Origin of the sequence: Cohnella baijiui, assembly GCF_020731285.1 — a bacterium.
GTDB lineage: Bacteria > Bacillota > Bacilli > Paenibacillales > Paenibacillaceae > Cohnella.
The window spans coordinates 43,539-67,149 of record NZ_JAJFOW010000022.1; the positions used below are offsets into that span (position 1 = coordinate 43,539).

Below are 23,611 nucleotides of genomic sequence, written 5' to 3' on the forward strand. Positions count from 1 at the left end.
CGGAAGGGCCAGATCCCCATTGATCCTGCTAGCGCTCCTCTTCGGCGGCCGAATCGCGCACGGCGCCGAGAAGGCCCAGCTCGTAGCCGCGCGCGACAGCGCCGATGCGCGTCTTGGCGCCCAATTTGCCGGTGATCGACGTCAAGTGATACTCCACCGTGCGCTGGCTCATCGCCAGCTCGCGCGCTATCTCCTTGTTCGTCTTTTCTTCGGCAACCCGGCGCAGCACTTCGCGCTCCGTCGGCGTGAGCGGATCCAGCGCCCGGTTCATCGCTTTCTCGGGGACGAGCGCGTACCCCATTACGCATTGCCGGATCGCGTTGATGATCTGCGCATACGTGCTCTGCTTGGACAAATAAGCATGGGCGCCGATTTCGTAGGCCCGATGGTAGAATTCGTCGTACGTAAACCCTGACAGCACAATCATCTTGAGCGCGTGTCCGTAGCGTTCCTTCAGCCGGTGCCCCAATTCGAAGCCGTTCAGGTACGGCATTGAAATATCCAGGACGATCACGTCGGCCTGAATGGCGTCGATCTGCGCCAGCAGGTCCCGCGGATCGGCGAACGTCCCCGCCACCGCGATATCCGGCTCCTTCTCCAGCCTTGTTTTCAATCCTTCCAGCACAAGCGGATGGTCGTCGAGCAGCACGACGCCGATGGGGTCAGGCATGGGCGATCTTCTCCTTTTCCTGCGGCAGGCGGATCGTAATGAGCGTGCCTCCGCCCGGCAAAGTCCGAATATCCGTTTCACCGCCCAGATGGCGGATCTGGCTGCATGCCGACAGGAGGCCGAAACGCCGTTCGCCGGCGCCGGGAGCCAATGCGGCTGCGACATCGAATCCCTGCCCGTCGTCGCCGACGGTACAGACGATCGCTTCCCGGTCGCGCCACAGCCGGATGTGAAGACGCGTCGCGCGAGCATGCTTGAACGCGTTGTGGACAAATTCGCGAATCGCGCGGAACAGATTCGTCTTCACGAGCTCGTCCGCCGGCTCGCCCGGCCGAAGCTCGTACTGCAGCTCCGTCTGTATGCCGCCTTTGTCCCGCATCGTCCGGAGCAGCCACTGCAGCGCTTCCTTGAGGTCGCCCTTGTCGACGATGGGCGGATAAAGGTCGTCGCACAGCATCCGAATGCCGCGCTGCGAGTCGTAGACGCACTCCAGCCAGGCTGCGACCCGCTCCCGCTCCCATGCCCCGGCATCGTGGAGCTCCTCCAGATCCCGTGATAGGAAGATCAAATTCTGCAGTAATTGATCGTGCAAGTAATACGTCACCCGCATCCGCTCCGCATGCTGGGCTTCGAGCAGGCTCCTCCCTTCAAGCGCCGTACGCCGCCGCCTCGACAAAGCGAGGCGATACGCCCAAGTCAGCAAGGCGAACGCGGCGAAAAGCAGCGTGACGACGGGCGCAGACACGCCTCGCGCGGCAAACGCGATCAGTCCGAACGACGCGCCGAAATAGACGGCATGAACGACCGGCCCGGAAATCCGAACCCGCGCGTTCACCACCCCCTTGGCGGACATCCAATAAGTCAGCGTACCGGATAAAGGTAGGAGCCCGATCAGCGCAAACCGGATCGGCAGCGCCGTCTCTCTTCCGACGAGCGTCGGCACGGCGTATCCGCCGAGATACGGGAGCAGGCTGAGGAACGCCCCGCCGAATAAGATAAGCAACTGTGATCTCTTCATCGGCTCGATCGATCTCCGGAGCACGACCGTCACGCCCGCCAGCAGGACGAGGATGCCGATCACCGCCCAATTGAGCAGGTCCTCCACTCCCTTGCGGAGCTCTCCTCCCGTCGCGAGCAGATACGCCAGATAGGCCGACCAAGCGACGGCAATGGCTAAACTGCCGAGCGACAGAGGCCGGAAGCGCCGAAACTCCGTTCGAAAGGCGAGCAGCAAATAAAAGGACAGCAAGCAATGCGGCAACCAAATGGCGCAGCAGGCGATCACGAGGTCGGCCAAGCTTTTCTCCATGGTGAACTGGGTGAGGATGCACAAGGCCATTAGCCAGTTGAGCAAGTAAAACAAACGAGCGATCCGGGATTGGGGCATCTTTCGCAGCGCGTACAAGCCGATGCCGAGCAAGATCAGCTCCATCCCGATCGCGAAAGAAGCCTCCGCCACGTCGGCCTCGCCCGGCGCACTCCGGAACGTCTCGACATTTCCCTCCCTGGTCCGCACGACGACCTTTTCCGCCTTGCGCAAAATCGTACCCGCTTCCGTAACCTCTAACTTCGGCGTCGGCCGTCCTTCGACCATCGCGACCCTGTCGCCCTTGGCGATTCCCCACTGCTCCGCCTTGCCGCCTTCCTCAACCGCGGTCACGGTCCATCCCGCTCCGCCGTCGGCCGTCAGCGACAAGCCGATATACGGCGAGCGCAGAGAGATCAGGTGCATGTACGCCGCGAGCAGCGCGTAGCAAACGAGCGAGGCGACGAGCAGCAGGCGGGTTTTATGCTTCGATCGGGCACGGATCGTTCCGTACATCTCTCATCACCCGGTTCCAGTATAGCATGGCCACGGAAAAGAAGAAGACCCGAACGGCACCGATCGGCCGCTCGAGTCGGGGGTGTCCTCAGGGAAACTTAAAGAACATGGCGGCCGCTTCTTGCCGCAGCATCGGCTGCTTGGAGCGATAGTCGACGGCGCCGGACGCGTCCTTCGCCACTTCCGGGCCGTAGTAGCCCCGCGCGACGATCGTCTGCACACCTTCCCGGGCCCACGCGGCTGTCTCGCCTCTCAGCGGCGTCGTCAGCGGAGCGGCGCCCCCTGCGCCGAATTGGAGCTGCAGCGCGCGGGCCAGGATGACGGCCGCCTCCTGCCGGGCAATGGGACGGTCCGGCTCGAACCTTCCGCCGTTTGTCCCGGTGACGAGCCCGTATTCCAGCGCCGTCTGGATTTCGGTCGCATACGGATGGCCGGCCGTATCGACGAACGCAGACGGCGATTCCGAATACGGCCCGCCCGCAAGCGCCATGAGCTGCCCGACGAACTGCGCGCGGGTGATCGGCTCGGTCGGACGGAACAGCCGGACGTCTTCCTTATCCAGCAAGCCCTGCTGTCTGGCATAGGAGATCGGCTTCGCGTAGGGACTATCGTCCGGCACGTCCGCATACTGCTCCCGATCCGGCAGCCGCTCCGCCCAGCTATCCGCCTTGTTGTAGGCAAAGTAGGCGATCCGCCCTGCCTCGTCCTCCTTGAATGCCGCTTTTCTCCCGTCCTCGTCGACGAACAGCAGCTCCTTCTCCTGCGTCAGCCGATGCGCGCCGTACCCGTCGGTGACGGTGATTCCCCCTTCGCGCGCTTCGACCTCGTAGTGCCACATCGGCAGTCGCAGGTCGCGATAGATCCCTTCCAGCCTCAGGAGCTCCGCCTGGCTCTGCCGAACGGTCGTCTCCGCCTCCAGCGGGGCGGAAGCCGGGTAGAAGCGGTTCATGAACGCCGCGAACAGCTCCCGTTGGATCGTCCTCGCATCCCGAGCGCTGTTCAGCGCGACAAACAACCCCGTCTTGCGCTCCGGCAGCAGCCAAAGATGCGACTGGAATCCGGTCGAGACGCCGCCCTTGTCCACAACGAACTGTCCGTTCGAGAGGTCGGGATACGTTGATTCGAAGCCGTAGCCGACGCCGGGGATATCGGGATGGATCGACACCTGCCGCCGCTCCATCTCTTTTACGGAGTCTTCGGTCAGGATAGAAGCACCCCCCAGCCGTCCCCCGTTCAAGAGCGCCCGGAGAAATCGGCCCATATCCGCGCCCGTGGAGATCAGCCCGCCGTCCGGCGAATCGGTCGGGAAGGTAGCGTACTGCGGCAGCGGACGGCCTTCGTCGTCATGGGGCGTCGCCATTCGCCTTTGCACGTAGGGGCTCAAGGCAAAGTAGCTGCTCTTCATGCCGAGCGGAGCGAAGATCCGGTTTGCGACGACTTGGCCGAACGGCTGGCCCGTCACGTGCTGCACGACGTACCCCAGCAAGTCGTAAGCGTAATTGTCATAGCGATAGGCGGTACCCGGCTTGCGGACGACGGTCGGGAGGTGGTCCTTGACGAAGTCGTCCAGCGGATAAACCTCCTCCGGCTCCCCTTCGTCTGCGGCCGCCTCCGTCCGGTCGAATCCGCTCGTATGCGTCAAAAGATGCCGGAGGGTAAGCGGCACTCCGGTTCGGTTCGAAAGGTTCAGGGAACCGAGATAGACGGAGACATCCCGGTCGAGCTCGACCTTCCCCTGCTCGGCCTGCTGCATGACGGCGGCCGCCGTCACGGTCTTGGACAGGGAAGCGAGGCGAAAAAGCGTCGCGTCGGGATCGACCGGCGTCCGCTGCGTCGCGTCGGCGTAGCCGTAGCCCTTGGCGAGCAGCGTCCGGTCGTCCCGGACGACGACGACGACGGCGCCGACGAGCGACTGACGGATGTCCGGCCGGCTAAAAAAGTCGTCCGCGAACGCCGCCGCTTCCGCGGAATCGCTGGGGCCGGAAGAAGCTGCCGAGAGAGGGTAGGGGAAGATCAGGACGGCGGATAAGACGGTTGCGAGCACCCGGCAGAACGAACTGCCGGCTGATCTTGGCAGGATGCGCATGGCTATCTCCTTTGTCTCTGGGATGAGTTCGGTGCCTTCTCATCCTACCAAGCCTCCGTACGGCAGCGTATCCGTAGCGGACTGCGAATTCCTTCCCCGTCCGCGCAATTCTTTTGCGCGATCGCGCAACGCCGGCTCCCGCTCTCCCCGCTTCCCCGTTCCGGGCGGACTATTCGTTCAAATAAGTGCCGATCCGGCTCGCGAGCGACTTGGCGACCGCATCGGCCGATTTGCTGCCGGAGAAGTAAGCGGCGGATTCTTCGGCGATCATGGCCAGCACTTTCGGATTCTGATTGCTATATTTGCTTACGGACGGCATCAGGTTCACCACCCGCGTAATATCTTCATCGCTCAGTTTCGGCTGAAGTGTGGTGCCGTCCTTGTTTCTGATTTGAATCCCCCCCCCTCCGCCTTTGCCTTCCAGCATGTTCTTCGTTTCGACCAGCTTGTTTTGGAGCGCGGCCTGGTTGACGGGGAATTGCATCAGGGACATCGAGGATTGCATCTCTTCGGAGAGCAGGAATTTAACGAAAGACCAGGCCGCGTCCTGCGCTTTCGATTTGGCGTTCAGTCCGAGCACCCGACCCGACTTGAACGGAATGCCCTCGTCCTGTCCGATCCCCGGCGGGCGAAGCATCGCCCGCGATTTGTCGCCCATCTGCGGCATCAGCACGACATCCATCGGCGAATTCATGTTCATTTGATTGAAGTTCGCCGTGTCCGGCCCCATCATCTCCGACGTCGCCATACCGGTGTCGTACAGCTTCTTGATTTTCTCCAGATACGCTTCGAACGCGTCGGCATCGAATGTCCAGGACTTGCCGTCGTTCTTCACCACTTGTCCGTATACCGACCCGACGAGGTACCCGAGCAGCGATTCGGGCGATATGGCGGCCAAGCCATATTTGCCTTCGGTTTTCGTCTTGTCGAGCAGATCGACGAACTGGTCCCATGTCCAGGTCTTGTCGTCCAGTTGATTTTGCTTCAGCAGTTCGGCGTTCCCGAGCATGACGTCCAGGGTGAACGAGACCGGAATGCCGTACCAGCCGTCCCCTTTCGACAGCCCTTTGAAAATATTCTCGTAATAATCGGACTTGCGGAAGCTGCCGTCCTTTTCGGCCAGCGCGTTCCAATCCGCCAACAGCCCTTTCTCCGCGTACTTGTCGAAGGGAAGATTTTCGACGGAGATGATGTCCGCCGCGTTGCCCGACATAATGGCCGTGTTGACGTTGTTCGCATATTTCTCCGCGTCTTGCTTCTCCTTTTCCGATTCCCCCCCCCCGCCTTGCCGCATGACCATTTTGCCGCCGACTTCGCTCGTGTCCATCGGTACAAGCTCGTCGATGACGATGTCGATGTCGGGGTGCGCCGCTTCGAATTTTTGCTCCGCTTCCGCGAGAAAACGGTCCTTGGTCAGGACGCTCATCGTCACGACCGTCTTGCCGTTCGACTTCTCGGTCTCACTGCCTACGGCGGCAGGCGTCCCGCCGGCTCCGCCCTTGTCCTTGCCGCCCGCGCAGGCCGTCATGGCCGCGCACAGCAGGATCAGCGCTCCCGTCTTCCATCCGTTCGCTTGCTTTTTCATTTCGTCGTCCTCCCTTATCTTTGATCAATGAAGTCAATATCGTACGCGGTCTCCGTCGCTGAGCGGTTCGCTGGATGCCGTGACGAACTGCTCGTTCGGCATCATCCCGTCCGTTACGACCGTATCTTTGTTCTCGTCTTGGATTCGGAGATAGGTTTTGCTAACGTAATAGGCGGAGCCGAGCGGCCCGTCCTTTTCCTTCACCGTAAAGATGTAGTAGCCGCTGTTGTCCTGATGAAGCGCCGACTTCGGGATTTGCATGCCGAAGGAATGGCTCGAACTCGTGATGCTGACGGAGGCTTTCAGGCCCGGTTGCAGCTTGGCCTCCTTCACGTCGAACGTGATTTTCTTGTTGGTCTCCTCCGCCCCGCTCTCGCCACTGGCGCCTTTGGCGTCCGACACCGCGTCCTCGATCGCGGAAATCTTTCCTTCGATTGTCCTCCGCGGCGTCTCCTCGACTTGAATGCTGACCTTGTCGCCGATGCGAAGCGCGGAAGCGTCGTTGCTGTCCGCCACGACGGAGAATTGATAGCCCGAGCTATCGTCGGCGACTTCGACGACCGGTTGGCCGCGGCCGGCCGTGACGCCCTCGGAAACGTTAATCGCCGTCACGACGCCGTCCACCGGCGAAGTCAGCGTACCGCCATCCGCGATCTGCTGCTTCAGATCGTCGATCTTGCGCTTCTGCATCTGCAGATCCAGTCGCTTCGCTTCAATATCGCGCTTCTGATTGTCGATCCCGGCCGTATCGTCATTCCACAGCATCGTCTTCAGTTGATCCGCCAGCTTGGCCAACTGCAGCTCTTGCTGATCGTAGCGGGCCTGTTCGTCCTCCAACGTTCTTTGTGTCGAAGACGTATCGAACGTGAGGAGCGGATCGCCGCGCTTCACGCGGTCGTTTTTGCTTTTGAGGATCTTGACGACCGTCCAATCCCCCTTCGTATAGAGCGGAGCGGTATAGGCCGGCTGGAGGAATCCTTCGCCCGATACGGTGAGCTCGAGTCCGCCCGTCTCGGGCTTGTCTACGGACACCTTGGGCAGCGACAAGCCTTGAATCGTATTGGACAGAAACGTCAGGACGAGCAGGATGGCGAAAAACAAGCCGATCGTCCAGCGCAGCGCTTTTTTGCGTCGTTGCATGTGCGAATGTCGCCTCCTTCTACCGGTTAGCCTTTGATGCCCGACATCTGAATCCCCTCCACGAGATGCTCTTCGCCATACAGGAAGATGAGCACCATCGGCGTCATGTACAGCACGGATGCGGCGAACGCGACGCCGCGCGCCCCTTCGGCGATATAGGCCAAGTAGACGGACAACGGCTGACGGATCGGCTCGCTCAGGAACAGGAGCGGCTGCTCGACCATGTTCCAGTTGTCCACGAACGACAGGAGGACGAGAGCGGCGATGCCCGGCTTGACGAGCGGCAAGGCGATGTGCAGGAATGCCCGCAAGTGGCCTGCACCGTCGATCTTGGCCGCTTCCAGATAGCCGTTCGGGATGCCGCTCATGAACTGCCGCATCAGGAATACGCCGAAGGAGGCGAAAATGCCGGGCAGCACGATCGCTCCGTAGCTCTTCAGGAGGCCCAACTGCTGCGCCACGAGATAGTTCGGCACGAGCGTCACCTGAAAGGGCATGAGCATCGTGAGCAGGTAGACGAAGAAGAGCTTGTCTCTCCCGGGGAAAACCAGCTTGGCGAACGCGTATCCGGCCAAGGTCCCGACAACGGCCTGACCGATGATGATGGGGAGCGTCAGCTTCGCCGAATTCCAGAAGTGCAGCAGAAACTTCGGACGCTTAAGCAAGATCTCGTTGTATTGGGACAGCGTCGCGCGCTCCGGGATGAGCCGAATCGCGGCATGATCCCGGGTGGCCGTCGAGTCGGCTCCGAGCGCGTCGTAATGCCGGCCGATCTCCTGCTCGGCCATGAACGAATTGCTGACCGTCAGGACGACGGGGAATAAGATCATCAGCGCGAACGCGGCCAGCAGCAACCATTTCAGGAGCGTCGACATCTGGCGCAGCGCATTCCTCATGACAGCGCCTCCCTCGACCGGCGTTCCAGCCGGAACAGGATATACACCGTGACCCCGATCACGATCGACAGCAGGACGGCCGCCGCCGTCAGCTTCGGATAGTCCAGCGATTGGAACATGTTGTTCATGAAGTGCTGGAGCGTGTAGATGGCGTCGTTCGGATAAGCGCCCGCCACCAGGTACGTCTCGCGGAATACCTTGAACGACTGGACGATGCTCATGACGATCACGAAGAAGGAAGTCGGGGCGAGCCCCGGCCAGGTGATGTGCAGAAACTGCCGGACCGCTCCAGCGCCGTCGATGGACGCCGATTCGTACTGTTCCGCCGGAATGTTGGACAGACCCGCGAGGAAAATGATCAGGTTGTAGCCGACATTTTTCCACACGAATACGATCAGCATGACGGCGAGCGCCCATCGGGTGTTCATCCAGTCGACGGGATCGGATCCCCAATGGAGGAAAAAGCCATTGATCGCGCCTTTCCAATGAAAAAGCGTCTGCCAGACCAGGATAACGGAGGCGACGGGGACGACCAGCGGCATGAGGAACATCGTCCTGAACGACTGCCGGAACGGCAGCTTCCCTCTCAGCAGCAGCGCCAGCCCTAGCGATGCCGCGTAAAGCAGCGGAACGCCAAAGCCGGCAAACGTCAGGGAATTGGCGAACGCTTTGCGGAACGAACCGCTGGCCCACAAGATTCGGTAATTCTCGAAACCGACAAAATGGCCGCTGACGGGATTGTCGATCAGCGAGTAATAGGCGACCGCGCCGAACGGGAGGATGAAGAACAGAAGAAATCCCGCCAGGCTCGGCGCCAGGAACAGCAGCACGAACGGCGCGTCCCGGCGGTATTGAAGACTCGGCCGCTTCAGATGGGTACCTCCTTCCGAGGATGCTCCGCAGCGCGTCCTCTCGAACTCGCACCCCATCATAGCCGCGTTGTGTGACAACCGTGTGACAGCCTTCGGGATGACAAAGCCGCGCGAGCCACTTACAATAAGGGTGCTAATGGAAGCGAACGGAACCGAAGAAAGGTGGGGCGTCATGCAGCCGAAAGTGCTGATAATCGAGGATGAACGGCGAATCCGGGAGTTGATCGCCGACTATCTGGAGGAAGAGGGACTGGCCTGGTGCGAATGCGAACGGGGCGACGCGGCTCTGGAAACGTTCCGCCTGCAGGCGCCGCAGCTCGTCCTGCTTGACATCTTGATGCCCGGCCTGGATGGGTACGACGTGTGCGAAGCGATTCGGGCCGAGTCGAATGTGCCGATCATCTTCCTGACAGCCAAGTCGGAAGAGGACGACAAACTGCTCGGATACGACCTCGGCGCCGACGACTATATGACCAAGCCGTTCAGCCCGAAAGTGCTGGCGGCCAAGATCAAAGCTTTGCTAAAGCGGGCGGAGGCACCCAAAAAAGAGGGGTCTGAAGCCGGCGAAACGGAAGCTTTGGAGGTGGACGAACTGAAGCTGAACGTCTCGGCGAGGGAAGCGTCGCTGGCGGGATCGCCTCTGGCGCTGTCGCCCAAAGAATTCGACCTGCTGCTGTACTTCGTCCGCAACCGCAATCGGGTGCTCAGCCGCGAGATGCTGCTGAACGCTGTCTGGGGATTTGACTACGAAGGGGACGTCCGGACGGTCGATACCCATGTGAAGCGTCTGCGCCAGAAGCTGGGGGACCGGGCGAAATGGATCGTGACGCTGAGAGGCAACGGTTACCGGATGAAGGTGGCGTCATGACGCCATGGAGACACTCGATCGCCTTCCGGTTGTTCGCCATTACCTTTCTCGTCGTGATGCTGCTGCTGGGAGGACTTTTGTCGGCGTTGGCGGGCAGCTTCTCTTCGTTTTACGAGCGCCGGCAGATCCGGGATATCACATCGCAGATGAATCTCATCAAAGACCGGTACGCGAGCGAAGAGACATCGTCTTCCCCGTCCGGGTTCCCTTCCTACCTCTCCCGATTCGAGAACGATTTTTATGCGTCCATCTCTTTGGTGAAGTTTGACGAAGGCACGATCATGATTCAAAGCGGGGCACAGGACAAGTCGGGCGCGTCCGATGACGCCCTGCTGCCCGATTCGCCGTTTAATCCTTTGCTGAAATTCCCAAGCCCGGGATTCGACGAGCAAACGAGAAAGTTCATGCTTGCGCTGGTAGAATGGCGAACTGACCCTCAAGCCATGGAACGGGTGCTGATGCAGGGCAAGACGCTGGTGTACCGGACGAAAGGCGTCGGATCGGAGAAGTCCGGGGGCGATCAGCTGATCGCGGTCGCTCCGTTCCATTCGGACGGCAAGGGCAACGGAACCGTCCTGTTCGCCGCCTCTTCGCTGCAGCCGGTCATCGGAGCCGCGAGCGTCATTCGCGATTTCTCGTGGTACGCGTTCGGCATCTCGTTCGTGCTGGTGACGCTGCTCGCCTTCCTGTATGCCGGCATCCTCACCAAGCCGCTCCGCTCCTTGAACGAACGTGCCGGCCGGCTCGCGTCGCTCGATTTTTCCGCCCGCATCCGCTGGCGGCGCAAGGACGAGATCGGCCGGCTCGCGCAGTCGTTCGACTTCCTCGCCGACAATCTGCAGCGGGCGCTCGAGGATCTCCAGACGGCCAACGACAAGCTGCGAGCGGATATCGAGAAAGAGAAAAAGCTGGAGCGGATGCGCCGCGACTTTGTGACCGGGGTATCGCACGAGCTTAAGACGCCGATCAGCCTGATCGGAGGGTATGCGGAAGGCTTGCAGGACAACATCGGTTCGGGGGTCAAGCGGGAGAAGTACGTCGAGGTGATCCTCGACGAAACCCGCCGCATGTCGGCGATCGTCGGCGACATGCTGGACCTGTCCCATCTCGAGGCCGGTCAATACAGCCTCAATCGGGAGCCGTTCGACGCGGCGGAGCTGCTGCGGGAGTCTGCCGTTCGCGCGCAAGCGCTCGGAGCCGGGCGGAACATACGCGTGGCGTTGGCCTTGCCCGAACAAGAGAACGGGACCGTCCCCGCGATGGCGGATCGGTCCCGAATCGGACAAGTGCTGACGAATCTGGTGACGAACGCCGTTCGGCATGCGCCAGCCGGCGGGACGGTTACGATCGCGGCCGCGGCGGAAGGCGAAGGATGGCGATTGTCCGTCCATAATGAGGGCGACCCCATCCCGGAGGAGGAACTCTCTCGTATCTGGGTACAATTCTACCGCATCGACAAAGCGCGCAACCGGTCCAGCGGGGGGACCGGGATCGGGCTCGCCATCGTGAAGCAAATTCTCGAGCTTCACGGCAGCCGCTGCGAGGCGACGAACGAGCGCGACGGCGTGACGTTTGCCTTCACGCTGCCTGGGGCGGCGCGCTTCGACGTATGGGACGCACGAGCCGAAGCGCTATGAATCGGAGCCGTCTTCTTTTCGCCGCATCCGTTTCGAAGCGTCCCCTTTTCCGCTTAGGTCCAGTCGAACAAGACGCCGGCGTAACGCTCTTTATCGTTCCTTAAGCCCTCATACGCCTCCGCGGCCTGCTCCGGCCGGAGCACGTGGCTGATCAGCGGCTCGACCTGCAGCTTGCGCTGCGCCATCAAGCGGAAGACGATCTGCGAATTGCGGACGAGCGAGTGCTTGACGAACGGATCGGGTGCGACCGGATAGCGCCACTCGTGCGCGCCCCGAATGGTGATGCTGCCTTGGTTGTTCAGATGCACGTAATTCAGCAGCTCCGTGACGTCGGTCCGGTATTCCCCGCGCGGGCTGCCCAGCAGGATCAGCTCGCCGTATTGGGCGAGCAGCGGCAGGTTGTCCACAGCCGCCTTCGGCACGCCCGTCGCTTCGATCAGCGCGGAGACGCCCTCGCCGTTCGTCCGTTTCAAGACTTCCTCTAGGACGTCAACCTGTTCCGGATGTAGCGCCGCGTCGATTCCGACCTCCTCGGCCAGCTGCAGGCGCCGGGGCGACAAGTCGACGCCGTACAAGGAAGCGCCCTGAAGCTTGGCCAACTGCGATGCCATATGGCCCACGAGTCCCAGCCCGGTCACGACGACGGCGTCGCCCAGCTCGATATTCGAGACGCGCACCGACGTGAACGCGACCGTAGCCAGCCGCACGAACGGAATCCACGACAGCGGGACGTCTTCGGGGGCTTTCAAAAACACGCCTTCCGCGGGGACGACCTGATAAGCCGAATGATCGCCGTAATGGAATACAACGTCGCCGGGCTTGAATTCCCGCACCTCGGCGCCGACCTCGACAATTTCGCTTACGGCTGCATAGCCGGGCACGCCCGGCATGGGAAACCAGCCCTCACGTCCCGACAGGCACGCCAGCTCGGTCCCCGGGCTGATCAGCGTGAACTTTTTTTTCACGAGCGCTTCCTTCGGGCCAAGCGCGGCTGAAGCGAGCTTCGTCTCCTGCGTTTCGACCTGCCATGGCGCCGTGAACACGATTTGCTTGTTATTCATTGGCTTGTTCTCCTTTTCGCATGTTACGCATCTTCGCCGTCCCGGCGCGTTCGGACGTGCGCGGCATCGTATTGAAAGCGCGGACGATTTCACGATTTTGACCGCCCGCACGTGCGGCGACAGCGTATTCATCCAAGCTTCCATCTCCGAGTTTCCCCCGCATCCCGCAGGCCGGAGACATCCCCCGGACGACGGTTCATTTAAGTATAGAATACCAGGCCGGCGCAAGCTTTAGCTCAAAACCCGATTGTTTATCCAAAACGACGACGATCATGCGAAAGCAGATTCTGATTCGCCTTCCCGGCTCATAATTTGGAAAGGAAATGCAGACGGGAGGGAAGAGAATGAAATACAGAAGACTGGGCTCGTCCGGGGTCCAGGTCAGCGAGATCAGCTTGGGCAGCTGGCTGACTTATGGCGGCTACGTCCAAGCGCGCCAAGCGGAGGATACCATCGACAAGGCGTACGAATGCGGCATCAACTTTTTCGATACGGCCAACGTGTACGGGAACGGAGAAGCCGAGAAGGTCGTCGGCCAAGCGCTTGCGAAATATCCGCGCTCTTCGTACGTCCTCGCGACGAAGGTAAGAGGTCCGATGGGCGATCGTCCCAACCAGGCAGGACTGTCCCGCAAGCACATCATGGAACAATGCGAGGCCTCGCTGAAAAGATTGGGGACGGATTACGTCGATGTCTATTACTGCCACTATCCGGACCCCGACGTTCCCCTCGAAGAAACGCTGCGCGCCATGAATGACCTGGTGCAGCAGGGAAAAGCGCTGTATATCGGGATCAGCAATATGAGCGCGCAGCACATTCGCGAGGCCGTGCGGGTCACGAACAGCAGAGACTGGCATCCGATCGCGGCCAACCAGCCGCTGTATAATCTATTCGCGAACGAGATCGAAAAGGAAATCATCCCATTGTGCCGGGACAACGGAATCGGCCAAGTCGTGTATTCCCCGCTCGCCCAGGGCGTGCTGACGGGCAAGTACAAGACGGTCGCTCCCGCAAGTCCGGAAAGCCGGGCAAGCCAAGCTGAGGGAAGCCAAGCGGTACAGCATTGGTTAAAGGAAACCTACGTCTCGAAAGCGAGCAAACTCCAAACCGTGGCCGAATCCTTCGGACTCGCTTTGTCGCAGTTGGCATTGGCTTGGACCCTCCGGCACGAGAACGTATCCAGCGCGCTGATCGGGGCCAGCCGCCCCGAGCAAGTGGAAGAAAACTGTCGGGCCTCCGGCATCCGGCTCGATTCGGAACAGTGGAAGCTCGTAGAGGAAACTTGTAACGAACCGTCGGAAGTCTGACTTCGAACGAATCTGCAGGCGCGGGCCACGCTGGCCGCGCCTATTGACAGTTTCATTGTACTACATACATAATACAGTTAACCGAGGAAGCGGGTGAAAACGCGCGTGTTGAACTTTTACGAGCTCAAGCTGAACAACCGGGAACCCGTCTATCTCCAAGCGGCGCTGTACGTCAAACGGCAGATTCTGCTGCGCAAGGCGGTGTCGGGAGACAAGCTGCCGTCCCGGCGGGAGATCGCCGCCCAGCTGAACATCAATCCGAATACGGTCCAGAAGGCGTTCAAGCTGATGGAGGATGAAGGCTACGTCCGTACGAGCAGCACGCTCGGCAGCGTTATTTATGTGGACGACGACATCCTGAAGCGCATCGAGACCGAACTGACGCGGGAGCTCGTCCAATCGTTCGTCGAATCGGCCAAGGACATCCAACTGTCGTTCAAGACAGTCGTCGAACTGATCAGCGAATATTGGGAGTAAGCCGGGGCTGCGGTTTCGCCGAGTTGTCGTGACTTGCCTGTACTACATATCTAATACAATAGAGGTGGTTCGATTGCGCGGCCTATATCGTCTGCTGAATCTCGAATTCGGCCAATGGCTCGGATTTCTCGCGCTCCTGTTCGCAGGCGCCGTCCTGGCTCCGCTTTATTTGTTGGATGCGGCGGCCAAGGATTACAACTTGTTGGCCAATCATGTGCGGTTTGAAGATTTATACGCGGCGTCCGGTTGTCCGCTGCTGTTCTTTCTTTTGCTCCTGCTGTTATGCGCGTACTTCCTCAAAACGGTATATGCCGGCTACTGGGGCAGCAAGAGCGTTTATACCTATTTAACCATTCCTGTCCGCCGCGAGTCGCTCTATTGGAGCAAGTTGATGGTCTTTTTGCTCAGCCTCTTGCTGCTCCTAGTCGCGCAGCTTCTAAGCATTCGAATCGGGTACGCCATTGTGATCGACCGCGTGAGCGCTTATCAAGAAGGCAACATGGTCATGCATAACGGCCTGTTTCTCGCTTTCGTGCGATCGGACTTTTTTCGTCTGCTGCTTCCCTTTCACTTCAGCCGCATTTTGTCTTCGATCAGCCTCCTCCTCGTCATCGCGACCGGCTTTTATTACGCGGCGCTCTGCGAACGAAGCCGCAAGTACGCCGGTTTCGCTCTCATTGGCATTACGGCGATTGTCGCTTACAAGGTGCTCGTGTATCGATTAAACGAAGCAAGCCATGCTTGGCCGCTCAAAAATCTATATCCCAGCAGCCTGATTCTCTTGGCCTTAAGCGGCTACTTCGTCTGGCACAGCTTGAGATGGATTCGTAGAGGAACGATTGCATAGGGAGGAATAACGAAGGATGAACTACATTCGGAAACATGCTGCCCTTCCCGCGCTGGTCATCGCCTTCGCCATGGTGATCGGAATCGGCGTTCATACTTACGGCATGAAAGATGACGCTACCTTTTACCTGAAAGACCTGACCGGCACTCGCGATGCCATCGGCGACGTTCGGATCGGAGGTGAATTGGCCGACGGGTACCAACGAACGCAATTTAGCTTGAGCGCGGGCAAACTGAACACCGCCACGGCGACTTATGCCCAACCTCATACGAAGGATGCTTACACCTACAATCCCGGCACTGCGAAACGGATCGGAGACATGCAGTTCAATGTGAGCGGCGTTGGCACCTATTCGATCACATCCTACAAACGCGACCCCTCGGGCTCCTACTTTATTCCCTTTGGTACGGCCGAAGTCACCCCAACGATTTCGAACGGCAAGACCAATTCTGCTACGTACACCAATCAACCGGAATACGGCGTTGCCAAGATTGGCGATAAAGTCTATTTTACAGTGCCCGTTTCCACCGAATTCACCGGGAAAAGCGGAATATTCGAGCTGCATTTCTTCGCGTGGGGCTTCGGTCCGGGCGTTGATCGATCGCAGTACACGCCCAGAAAAATCGCCGAGATCGACCTTGACGCGAATCGGTCCGAGCAGCCTCACCTCGAAGTTCTCGGACTGGAGGCGGTCGGCGATAAGCTCCTGCTGCTGTCTGTCGCTGATAACCAACTAAAAGTCTCCAGCTACGATAGCGAGAGCGGCGACCTGCTCGGCGAAACGTCCGTTTCGGACTTTCATTTGCCGGAACGACCAACGAAGAAATCGGAGTCCGAGGCGACTTATTACGAAAATTATTCAGCCTTCGCGGATGCCGATCAAAAGATGCTGACCGTCGCCTTTCGAAGTAGCGGAGGACCGCGGCTGCTGCTGATCTTCGACGTGTCCCGCGGCGTCCGGCTCGTCGAGTCGTTCCAAGCCGACTTTGGCAAGACTGCCCAAGAAAACGGCGACATCGCCGTGATGAGCTACCGCAACGGCAAGCTGTACGCGCTTAGGAGTTTCCGGGAAGCGCGTACCGCCGATGCTATTCCCGTTTATGATCTTGCGCTGACGCAGCACCTCTATCTGTATGTCTATTCGAAATCCGAATTGGTTTACCAAGGAGAACTCGTCACCGACCTAAACGAGGACAATATGGATATGGTGTACGGTACCCCCGTCACTGGCGGATTCAGCTACGACCCCATGGATTACCGAAGCTTCGCCAAACTGACCGTGACTTCTTTGTCTAGTCCGGAGGAGGATAACCGTGCTTGAGATCAAATATGTCGATAAACGTTATCCCGCCAGCAACGCTTTGTTGTATGTAAAGGAACTGACGATTGCCCAAGGAGAAGTTGTCGGCATCTTGGGGGAGAATGGCAGCGGAAAGACGACTTTGCTCAAAGCGATCATGGGAATCGGCGAAATCCAAAACGGAGAGATCCGGATCGACGGCCGACCGGTGACCGAGCAGTATGACCGGATCGCCTTCGTGACGGAAGAAGGCAGCTATTTCCCCCATTTGACGCCCAGGCAATACGGCCAATTCCTGTCGGACTTCTTCCCGCGTTTCGATTCGGAGAGATACGCAGCGCTGATTCAGGATTACGAGATCCCGGAGGATCGCAAAATCAAGACCTTCTCCAGAGGCCAAAAAATGAAGCTCGAGCTCTGCGCCGGGTTGGCCAAAAGAGCGGACTATCTGATCCTCGACGAACCCTTCGTCGGCAAGGACGTCTTTACGCGCCGCGAATCGCTGAACCGGGTCGTTGCCGGTTTGACCGGCGAAGAAACGGTGCTCCTGACGACGCATCAAATCGATGAAATCGAGAACGTCATCGATCGGGCCATCGTCCTCCATCGCGGGCTTGTCCGCGCGGATGTATACGTAGATGAGGTGAGGGAACGCGGTCTGAGTTTGACGGATGTCATGGCGGAAGTGAGAAAAACCAATTACGCTCGTCCTTTCGGTTGGCCGGACGAATGAGCCGATGGCCGCCGGCACCGGATCCTCTTCGAAGGATCCGGTGCAAGCGGATTAAGGGCAGAACCGGCTCACGGTTACGACAGCCCGGCGTTCAGCCTCTCGGCGAGCGCCAGCAGCTCGAGCGGCTCTCCGATCGTGTAGGAGGGCCGCTCGTTGTCGTCTGCGGGCTCGTGCGGGTAACGCGGCGTCCAATTCAAGAAGACGCTCGTGATGCCCAGCGCGTTCGCGCCCTTGACGTCGCGGGCGAGGTTGTTGCCGACCATCGCGACGCGGGAGAAGTCGGCGCGATCCAGCCCGATCGCCTCGGCCGCCGCCAGAAACATGAGCGGGCTCGGCTTCTCCGCTTGGACGCTCTCCGAGTCGATCATCGCGGCGAAGCAGCCGCGCAGATCGAGCTCGGCGTACATATTCTGGAAGGATTGCGCCAGACCGTCGGCCACGAGCACCAGCGTGTAGCCCTGCTCGTGCAGCGTCCGCACCATTTCGTCCGCTTCCGGGATGACGTTCGCCCGGATGACGATGCCATCTCCATCACGAATCTCGGACGATTCGTCGATAATCGTGTCGCCGCTGTCCAGGAAAAGAATCAGCTTTTTCTTGTCGGGCATGCGGTTCTCGGCCACGCCGTTCACTCCCCTTTTCGGTGATCCATCTTGTCCTTTGCTCATTTCCGGTCTTGCGGATACGATTCCAGCAGCAAGCGGAAGCGAAAGCGCGCGTCCTCCCCGTACCGCATCGGGAAATTGGTGCCCCAAATGTTCACGTTCTCGATTCTGTTCATCTCGTTTGAGGGTCCTCCATTTCGGCATATCGGTTGTCGTCCACGATCGCATCGGGACATGCCGTCAGGCGTGCGTCGTCTTCGGGCTTTCGGATGCGGGCCGCTTCACTGCCGGGCAGCCGAATGACGTTGTTCCGGAAACGCAGCGACCGGACGCTCGTCGCCCCGGTCGCCGGCCCCCCGCGCAGCTCGAAGACGTTGTCCTCGATCGCGATTCCGCCGTGGACCGGATGCGCTTCGTCCGGCTCCTCGATCTCGGGCGCGATCAGCACGGGCGGGAATTCCGCGCCGCCGCAGTCCGCGAACCGGTTGCCGCGAACGATCAACTCCGTCACGCGGCCGGACTCGTACCAACTCGCCGCTTCCCCGCTGACGAGGATGGCGCTCATGATCAAACCTTCGAACCGGTTGTTCTCGATGACCGTCCGGCGCCGCGTCGTCGCCAGGATGCCCCGCGTCGGAATGCGCGCGAACGTATTGCCGCAAATCTCGACCGCCGGCGTCCAGGTGACGTTTTCAACGGCGTCGCCCTCCCCCGCGCCTTCGGGAAGGTCTTCGCGGAGCGTCAGCAGAATCTCTCGCGGAGAGAGCCGTTCGGCCCGTTCGACTGTTCCCGTACCGCAAGCCTCCAGCGTGGCGCTCCGTACGAATTCGAGCTCGTCGCCAGGGAAAAACGCGTCGAACCCGTACGTCTGCGGGTGCATGAACCGAACCCGCAGCCGGCGGGGACCGATCCGCTCCATCACCCGCAGGTAGGTGCCGTGCACATTAACCCCGTCGTCGTGCAGTCCTTCGAAACGGCAACCGGAGATGCGGACATGCCCCCGGCAGCCGGACAGATGAATGCCGTCCGCGAAGCCCGCGACCGTGCGCCCGGTTTCGGGCCTGGGCGCGATCGTCACCGCGTCGAAGACGAGATTTTCGCTGAATTGCCCCACCACGCCCAGCCCATGCATAAAGTGCAGCCCGACGTCCGCGAACGTCACATTCCGGCTTTGCAGAATGAATGCGCCGACCTGGTCGCGAATGCCGTCCCGCGCTTGCAGCACAAGGCCAACCGTCGGCTCGGGCGCAAATCCGAAGCGAAGCCGGACCAGAGACGGCCCGATCTCCTCGGCATGCTCCGCCCGTTCCACCGCGTTCTCGATCCGCCATGTCCGGTTCGTCTCCGGATCGTAGGCCTGCATCGGTCCTTCGCGGAATCGCCAGCCCGGGCCGATCCAATACAGCTTGCCGTCCGCGATTTCGTAACGGCTGGACGGATGCGGCCGCACGTCCATGTAATCGGATCCGACCCGCACGACGGTCATCTCGGCGACGGTCGGCCATTCGTAGTCGAACTTGACGTTGCGGATCTCGACGCCGTCGCAGCCGTCGATCGCCAGCATCGTCAGCTTGCCGTGAAACGCGAACAGCGCCCCGCGGCCGTCCAGCGTAAATTCTTTCAGTCCCTGCAAGAGAATGCCGACCGCCTTCGTCGGATCGGGATTCTCCTCCTCGCTCGCCGTGTTCGTTACTCTGTAAAGCACGTTCGAAGCGTGTTCCCGATAGAAGTCGTATCGCCCGGGCTCGCATTCCACCCGTACCGGCCCTTGCAGCTTCGACGCGGCTTCGATCGCCCGGCGCATGGCCGGCAGCGCGTCGCGGCCCGAATCCGGCTCCGCTCCGAAATCCGTCAGCCGCAGCACCGCCGTCTCCGACGGCCGGACGTCGCGGCGTTCCCGGTCTTGAACGTTGTCCTGCATGCGATGAACCTCCCGTTTGCATCCTATTCCGGCCAAAGAACGAAAATGTTCCGCGCCAAACACGCGGAACATTTTCCATCCCCAGTCGTTAAATCACCCTTTTTGTCCCTTCAACGCATTGACCTCGTCGATGGCGGACTGCAAGCCTTTGTTCGCATAATAGCCCTTGACGATGTCGTGCCACATGTCTACCGGATCCTGCTTGCTGAGAATCACCTTGATGAAGTCGTCGTCCGCGTTGATCGCCGACAGCTTGTCCTTGGCCGGCGTCGACATGGTGGCGATGTCGAACGCGGTCGGAATCGCTTTGGCATGAGTCATCTGCCAGTTCAGCTCGTCCTGCACGAGCTGCACGACGTCGTCTCCTTTGACCGCCCGGTTCGCCGGCGTGTCTTCGATCGAGCTGGCGTTCCGCCAGGCGGCGAGCTGGGAGACGATATCGAGCGAAGGATATTCCTTCTTCAGATCGATGAAGCTGTCGCCGTCTTTCGGACGCGTGATCGTGATTTGACCGGAGGCGTCCTTCGCATAGTCCTTGCCTTCAATGCCGTAGTCGAACAGCTCCTTGCCTTCCGGCGACAACAGCCAGTCGTAGATGCTCAGAATACGATTCAGCTTCTTGTCGTCGACGTCGGCGTTGATCATCGTTTCCGACCAGAACGAGATCGTGGTATGACGATACAGCGTTCCGTCGGCGGCGGGCCACAGGTGAAGAAGCTTCACATGGTCGAAAAATTTCTGGCCCGGATTGTTTTTCTCCCATTCGGCTTTTACGCCGGTCGCGCCGCCGACCGAATCGACGTTGAAGGCAAGCGCGCCCGCTTTGTTCTGATAAAACTTCTGGTTCGCTTCGCCGGCCTTCTCGACTGCGAAGTCCGGATCGAGACCGCCGTCTTTGTAGAGCTGCCGGGCTTCTTTGACGACTTCGTCCATCCGTTTGGAGGCGTAAAACGGAATCCACTTGCCGTCTTCCTGCAGCCAGCTCGAATTGTCGAACTGCGGAAACGTCGGCATGAAGACGGCTTTGAAGTAGCCGAGCGTATTCATGACGATGCCCGTCGTGTCCTTTTTGCCGTTGCCGTCCGGGTCCTTCTCGGCGAACGCCTTGAGCATGCCGCTGAATTCCTGGAAGTTCGTCGGATCCTGGATGCCGAGCTTGTCCATCCAGTCCTTGCGGACGAAGATCGCGCGGTCGACCGCCCACATGTCGGTGTTCGGATACGTCATGCGGGGGATCGCGTACAGCTTCCCGTCCCGGTAAATTCCCTGAACGTCTTCCGCCTTCGCGATTTTCTCCACATTAGGGTAAGCGCTTAAGTCGTCAGGCAAAGGATGGATCAAACCTTGCTTGACCCAATCGTTGTACGTGGCCGGGCTGTCGTTCAGCACGCTGTTCGTGATGAGATCCGGCAGTTGGCCGGCCGCGGCCCATACCTGGTTTTTCTCCTTGTAGTTGTCCCAGCCGATATCGACGGGCTTCAGCGTGACGTTGAAGTCCTTTTCGAGCTTCTGGACCACCTCGTCGCGCTTCTCGAAGCCGACGCCGATCCCCCACCAGGACAGGGAAATGTCCATATGCTCCGCATAGAGATTGTCCGCCGCCGTGCCCGATGCGGACGCCGTCGGCGATGCGGATGGAGAGGCGCCCCCCGTCGACGAATTGCCGCACCCGCTCAGAACCGAGGTAAGGATGATAACGGAAAGCAGACTAGCCGACCCCAGCTTTGCATGACTCATGTTCTTTGCCCCCTTGATTGATTTTACTATAATAAAAGCTTGCGCTTCTACTATCCTTTGATCGAGCCGATCATGACGCCTTTTTCGAAATACTTTTGCAGGAACGGATACAGGCAGGCGATCGGCAGCGCGCTGACGACGACGACGGCCATTTTGAGCATTTCGGGATGGAGATCGGTGTTTTGCAGCGAGACGTTCGCGTTGATGCTGCTCAGCACCTGGGCGTAATTGGTCAGCAATTCGCGCAGCAGCGCTTGCAGCGGCAGCAGATTGACGTTGGTCATGAAGAGCACGCCGTTCCACCACTCGTTCCATCGGTCGACGGCGTAGAACAGCCCAATGGTGGCGATCATCGGCTTGGCTACGGGCAGGATCACGCGCGCCAGCACCTGAATGTCGTTCGCCCCGTCGATCTTGGCCGACTCCTCGAGCGCCGCCGGGATGGTGCGGAAGAAGGCGATGCAGATCATCAGGTAAAACGTGTTGACGGCCACCGGAAGCACCATCACGAGCAGATTGTTGATGAGATGGAGGTTTTTCATCGTCAAGTAATACGGAATGAGCCCGCCGTTGAAAAACATCGTAAAGATGATGAGCGCCATGACGGCTCTGCGGCCGGGATAACCGGTTTTGGACAAGACGTACGCGCCGGTCAGCGTGACCCCCATATTGACCGTCGTGCCGACGACGGTGACGAACAGCGTGACGAGAACCGCTTTCAAAAACCGGGGCTCCTGGAAAATGTAATGGTAGGCGGACAGGTCGATGACGGTAGGGACGAGGTAGACCATCTGTTTGGACACCGCGACCGTGTTGCTGAAGGACATGAGAAACACGTTGTAAAAAGGGAGAACCGTCGCGAGCGCCAGCAGCGCCAGCACGAGATGAATGACGATGTCCGCCGCGCCCGTCCCGCCTTTCCGCTTGGCCGCGCCCGCCGTAACCGGACGGGTCTCCTTTTGCATCGTTGCCGAAGTTTCCATCTTCACACCAGTCCTTCCCCGCCCAGCCTCTTCACCGCGAAGTTGGCGGCGTACAGCAAGGCGAAGTTAATCGCGGCCTTGAACAGGCCGATCGCGGTCGATACGCCGAAGCCCGAGCCGTCGACGAACGCGGAACGATACACGTAAGTATCGATAATGTCGCCCGTGCTGTATACGCCCGGGTTGTACAAGTTGAAAATTTGCTCGAAATTGCCGTTCATCGCGTTGCCCACGGACAAGATCAGCAGGATGCCGGCCGTTCCGCGAATCGACGGCCAGGTGACGGCCATCAGTTGTTGAAACCGGTTGGCGCCGTCCATGTAGGCGGCCTCGTACAATTCGGGGTTGATGCCCGCGATCGCCGCCAGGTAGATGATGGCGCTCCAGCCAACCTCCTTCCAGATGTTCGACAGGAACACGATGGCCCGGAACAGGCCGGGGCTTGTGAGAAACGACTCCTTGCTCGCGCCGAACGCGGCCAGAATCTGGTTCAGCACGCCGTCGCTGCCCAAAAAATTGAACAAGATGCCGCTGATGATGACCCAAGAGATAAAGTGCGGAAAGGTGAACACGGTTTGGTAAAACTTCTTGAGCCTCCGCCCCGCGACTTCGTTGATGAGAAGCGCGAGCAGAATGGCGGCCGGGAATTCGAACACAATGCGGCCCAGGCTCAGGATGACCGTGTTGCGAAACGCTTGCCAAAATTCGCGCTGCCGCAGCAGCGCCTCGAAGTTGTCCCAGCCGACCCAAGGGCTGCCGAGAATGCCCGCCTTGAAATGATACTCCTTAAACGCCAACAGTACGCCGTACATCGGCAAGTACTGAAACAGGGCATAGAAAAGCACCGTAGGGAGGAGCAGCAAGTAGAGATAACGGTATTTGTACAGTTCCTTCCCCAAACTTTTGGTCATTCGCGATCCTCCTCGTAAGCGTTGCCATTTGCGCATTCCCATTATCTCGCGTCGTCCCGCCTTTCGGTATGCACGGGATTTAGGGAAATGGACCGCTTCGCCTGCCGTCCCGACAAAAAAAGAAGCCTTCGCCGAAGGCTTCCTAAAAATAAT

At 59.8% G+C, this 23,611-nt stretch carries 21 protein-coding genes; 7 read left to right on the forward strand and 14 right to left on the reverse strand.

Annotation, left to right across the window (positions count from 1 at the left end):
- Window positions 1-28 precede the first annotated feature (28 nt).
- The 7 genes from LKX83_RS19180 to LKX83_RS19210 form a co-directional block, all read right to left on the reverse strand.
- Entirely contained in the window at window positions 29-670 is a 642-nt protein-coding gene (locus tag LKX83_RS19180) for a response regulator transcription factor (RefSeq protein WP_227883907.1), read from the reverse strand.
- A complete protein-coding gene (locus LKX83_RS19185; RefSeq protein WP_227883910.1) occupies window positions 663-2,492 on the reverse strand; it encodes an ATP-binding protein in 1,830 nt (609 codons plus the stop codon). Before LKX83_RS19185 ends, LKX83_RS19180 begins: the two co-directional genes overlap by 8 nt.
- Before the next feature lie 88 nt (window positions 2,493-2,580).
- Complete coding sequence (locus LKX83_RS19190; protein WP_227883912.1) at window positions 2,581-4,578, reverse strand: serine hydrolase; 1,998 nt, start codon at window positions 4,576-4,578, stop codon at window positions 2,581-2,583.
- Between the two features lie 169 nt (window positions 4,579-4,747).
- Entirely contained in the window at window positions 4,748-6,163 is a 1,416-nt protein-coding gene (locus tag LKX83_RS19195; RefSeq protein WP_227883913.1) for an ABC transporter substrate-binding protein, read from the reverse strand.
- A 33-nt stretch (window positions 6,164-6,196) separates the two neighbouring features.
- Complete coding sequence (locus LKX83_RS19200; RefSeq protein ID WP_227883914.1) at window positions 6,197-7,303, reverse strand: efflux RND transporter periplasmic adaptor subunit; 1,107 nt, start codon at window positions 7,301-7,303, stop codon at window positions 6,197-6,199.
- A 26-nt stretch (window positions 7,304-7,329) separates the two neighbouring features.
- On the reverse strand, window positions 7,330-8,199 hold the full coding sequence (locus LKX83_RS19205) for a carbohydrate ABC transporter permease (RefSeq protein ID WP_227883916.1): 870 nt from the start codon (window positions 8,197-8,199) through the stop codon (window positions 7,330-7,332).
- Entirely contained in the window at window positions 8,196-9,149 is a 954-nt protein-coding gene (locus LKX83_RS19210; protein WP_227883920.1) for a carbohydrate ABC transporter permease, read from the reverse strand. Before LKX83_RS19210 ends, LKX83_RS19205 begins: the two co-directional genes overlap by 4 nt.
- Before the next feature lie 94 nt (window positions 9,150-9,243).
- Between LKX83_RS19210 and LKX83_RS19215 the strand changes: the two genes are divergently transcribed.
- Together LKX83_RS19215 and LKX83_RS19220 are read left to right on the forward strand one after the other, a co-directional pair.
- Entirely contained in the window at window positions 9,244-9,939 is a 696-nt protein-coding gene (locus LKX83_RS19215; protein ID WP_227883922.1) for a response regulator transcription factor, read from the forward strand.
- A complete protein-coding gene (locus LKX83_RS19220; protein ID WP_227883924.1) occupies window positions 9,936-11,576 on the forward strand; it encodes a sensor histidine kinase in 1,641 nt (546 codons plus the stop codon). Before LKX83_RS19215 ends, LKX83_RS19220 begins: the two co-directional genes overlap by 4 nt.
- 53 nt (window positions 11,577-11,629) lie before the next feature.
- Here LKX83_RS19220 and LKX83_RS19225 read toward each other — a convergent pair whose 3' ends face one another.
- Both LKX83_RS19225 and LKX83_RS19230 read right to left on the reverse strand, forming a co-directional pair.
- Window positions 11,630-12,637 (reverse strand): zinc-dependent alcohol dehydrogenase, encoded by a 1,008-nt coding sequence (locus LKX83_RS19225; RefSeq protein ID WP_227883925.1) that lies wholly within the window; start codon window positions 12,635-12,637, stop codon window positions 11,630-11,632.
- Window positions 12,630-12,773, reverse strand: a complete 144-nt coding sequence (locus LKX83_RS19230) for a hypothetical protein (protein WP_227883927.1) — start codon at window positions 12,771-12,773, stop codon at window positions 12,630-12,632. The genes LKX83_RS19225 and LKX83_RS19230 overlap by 8 nt, the downstream gene beginning before the upstream one ends.
- Window positions 12,774-12,981: 208 nt before the next feature.
- Here LKX83_RS19230 and LKX83_RS19235 point away from each other — a divergent pair, with 208 nt between their 5' ends.
- The 5 genes from LKX83_RS19235 to LKX83_RS19255 all read left to right on the forward strand — a co-directional run bounded on the left by LKX83_RS19235 (window position 12,982) and on the right by LKX83_RS19255 (window position 17,301).
- On the forward strand, window positions 12,982-13,944 hold the full coding sequence (locus tag LKX83_RS19235; RefSeq protein WP_227883929.1) for an aldo/keto reductase family protein: 963 nt from the start codon (window positions 12,982-12,984) through the stop codon (window positions 13,942-13,944).
- Window positions 13,945-14,037: 93 nt separating this feature from the next.
- The gene (locus tag LKX83_RS19240; protein ID WP_227883931.1) at window positions 14,038-14,421 is read left to right on the forward strand and encodes a GntR family transcriptional regulator; all 384 of its coding nucleotides are present in this window, start codon (window positions 14,038-14,040) and stop codon (window positions 14,419-14,421) included.
- A 73-nt stretch (window positions 14,422-14,494) separates the two neighbouring features.
- Window positions 14,495-15,268, forward strand: a complete 774-nt coding sequence (locus LKX83_RS19245; protein ID WP_227883933.1) for a hypothetical protein — start codon at window positions 14,495-14,497, stop codon at window positions 15,266-15,268.
- A 16-nt stretch (window positions 15,269-15,284) separates the two neighbouring features.
- Entirely contained in the window at window positions 15,285-16,589 is a 1,305-nt protein-coding gene (locus LKX83_RS19250; protein WP_227883935.1) for a hypothetical protein, read from the forward strand.
- Window positions 16,582-17,301, forward strand: a complete 720-nt coding sequence (locus LKX83_RS19255; RefSeq protein WP_227883936.1) for an ATP-binding cassette domain-containing protein — start codon at window positions 16,582-16,584, stop codon at window positions 17,299-17,301. Before LKX83_RS19250 ends, LKX83_RS19255 begins: the two co-directional genes overlap by 8 nt.
- A 74-nt stretch (window positions 17,302-17,375) precedes the next feature.
- On the opposite strand, the gene LKX83_RS19260 is transcribed toward LKX83_RS19255, so the two are convergent.
- The 5 genes from LKX83_RS19260 to LKX83_RS19280 all read right to left on the reverse strand — a co-directional run bounded on the left by LKX83_RS19260 (window position 17,376) and on the right by LKX83_RS19280 (window position 23,458).
- Complete coding sequence (locus LKX83_RS19260; RefSeq protein ID WP_227883938.1) at window positions 17,376-17,924, reverse strand: HAD family hydrolase; 549 nt, start codon at window positions 17,922-17,924, stop codon at window positions 17,376-17,378.
- Between the two features lie 154 nt (window positions 17,925-18,078).
- On the reverse strand, window positions 18,079-19,827 hold the full coding sequence (locus tag LKX83_RS19265; RefSeq protein WP_227883940.1) for a right-handed parallel beta-helix repeat-containing protein: 1,749 nt from the start codon (window positions 19,825-19,827) through the stop codon (window positions 18,079-18,081).
- 93 nt (window positions 19,828-19,920) lie between these two features.
- A complete protein-coding gene (locus LKX83_RS19270; RefSeq protein ID WP_227883942.1) occupies window positions 19,921-21,564 on the reverse strand; it encodes an extracellular solute-binding protein in 1,644 nt (547 codons plus the stop codon).
- A gap of 50 nt (window positions 21,565-21,614) precedes the next feature.
- Entirely contained in the window at window positions 21,615-22,547 is a 933-nt protein-coding gene (locus LKX83_RS19275; RefSeq protein WP_227883991.1) for a carbohydrate ABC transporter permease, read from the reverse strand.
- Between the two features lie 2 nt (window positions 22,548-22,549).
- Entirely contained in the window at window positions 22,550-23,458 is a 909-nt protein-coding gene (locus tag LKX83_RS19280; RefSeq protein WP_227883944.1) for an ABC transporter permease, read from the reverse strand.
- Between the last annotated feature and the right edge of the window lie 153 nt (window positions 23,459-23,611).

Coding starts and splice junctions, on each gene's coding strand:
- LKX83_RS19215 (WP_227883922.1), top strand. CDS start 9,244: ATGCAGCCGAAAGTGCTGATAATCGAGGATGAACGGCGAATCCGGGAG.
- LKX83_RS19225 (WP_227883925.1), bottom strand. CDS start 12,637: ATGAATAACAAGCAAATCGTGTTCACGGCGCCATGGCAGGTCGAAACG.
- LKX83_RS19265 (WP_227883940.1), bottom strand. CDS start 19,827: ATGCAGGACAACGTTCAAGACCGGGAACGCCGCGACGTCCGGCCGTCG.
- LKX83_RS19200 (WP_227883914.1), bottom strand. CDS start 7,303: ATGCAACGACGCAAAAAAGCGCTGCGCTGGACGATCGGCTTGTTTTTC.
- LKX83_RS19220 (WP_227883924.1), top strand. CDS start 9,936: ATGACGCCATGGAGACACTCGATCGCCTTCCGGTTGTTCGCCATTACC.
- LKX83_RS19185 (WP_227883910.1), bottom strand. CDS start 2,492: ATGTACGGAACGATCCGTGCCCGATCGAAGCATAAAACCCGCCTGCTG.
- LKX83_RS19235 (WP_227883929.1), top strand. CDS start 12,982: ATGAAATACAGAAGACTGGGCTCGTCCGGGGTCCAGGTCAGCGAGATC.
- LKX83_RS19275 (WP_227883991.1), bottom strand. CDS start 22,547: ATGGAAACTTCGGCAACGATGCAAAAGGAGACCCGTCCGGTTACGGCG.
- LKX83_RS19270 (WP_227883942.1), bottom strand. CDS start 21,564: ATGAGTCATGCAAAGCTGGGGTCGGCTAGTCTGCTTTCCGTTATCATC.
- LKX83_RS19280 (WP_227883944.1), bottom strand. CDS start 23,458: ATGACCAAAAGTTTGGGGAAGGAACTGTACAAATACCGTTATCTCTAC.
- LKX83_RS19250 (WP_227883935.1), top strand. CDS start 15,285: ATGAACTACATTCGGAAACATGCTGCCCTTCCCGCGCTGGTCATCGCC.
- LKX83_RS19190 (WP_227883912.1), bottom strand. CDS start 4,578: ATGCGCATCCTGCCAAGATCAGCCGGCAGTTCGTTCTGCCGGGTGCTC.
- LKX83_RS19205 (WP_227883916.1), bottom strand. CDS start 8,199: ATGAGGAATGCGCTGCGCCAGATGTCGACGCTCCTGAAATGGTTGCTG.
- LKX83_RS19195 (WP_227883913.1), bottom strand. CDS start 6,163: ATGAAAAAGCAAGCGAACGGATGGAAGACGGGAGCGCTGATCCTGCTG.
- LKX83_RS19180 (WP_227883907.1), bottom strand. CDS start 670: ATGCCTGACCCCATCGGCGTCGTGCTGCTCGACGACCATCCGCTTGTG.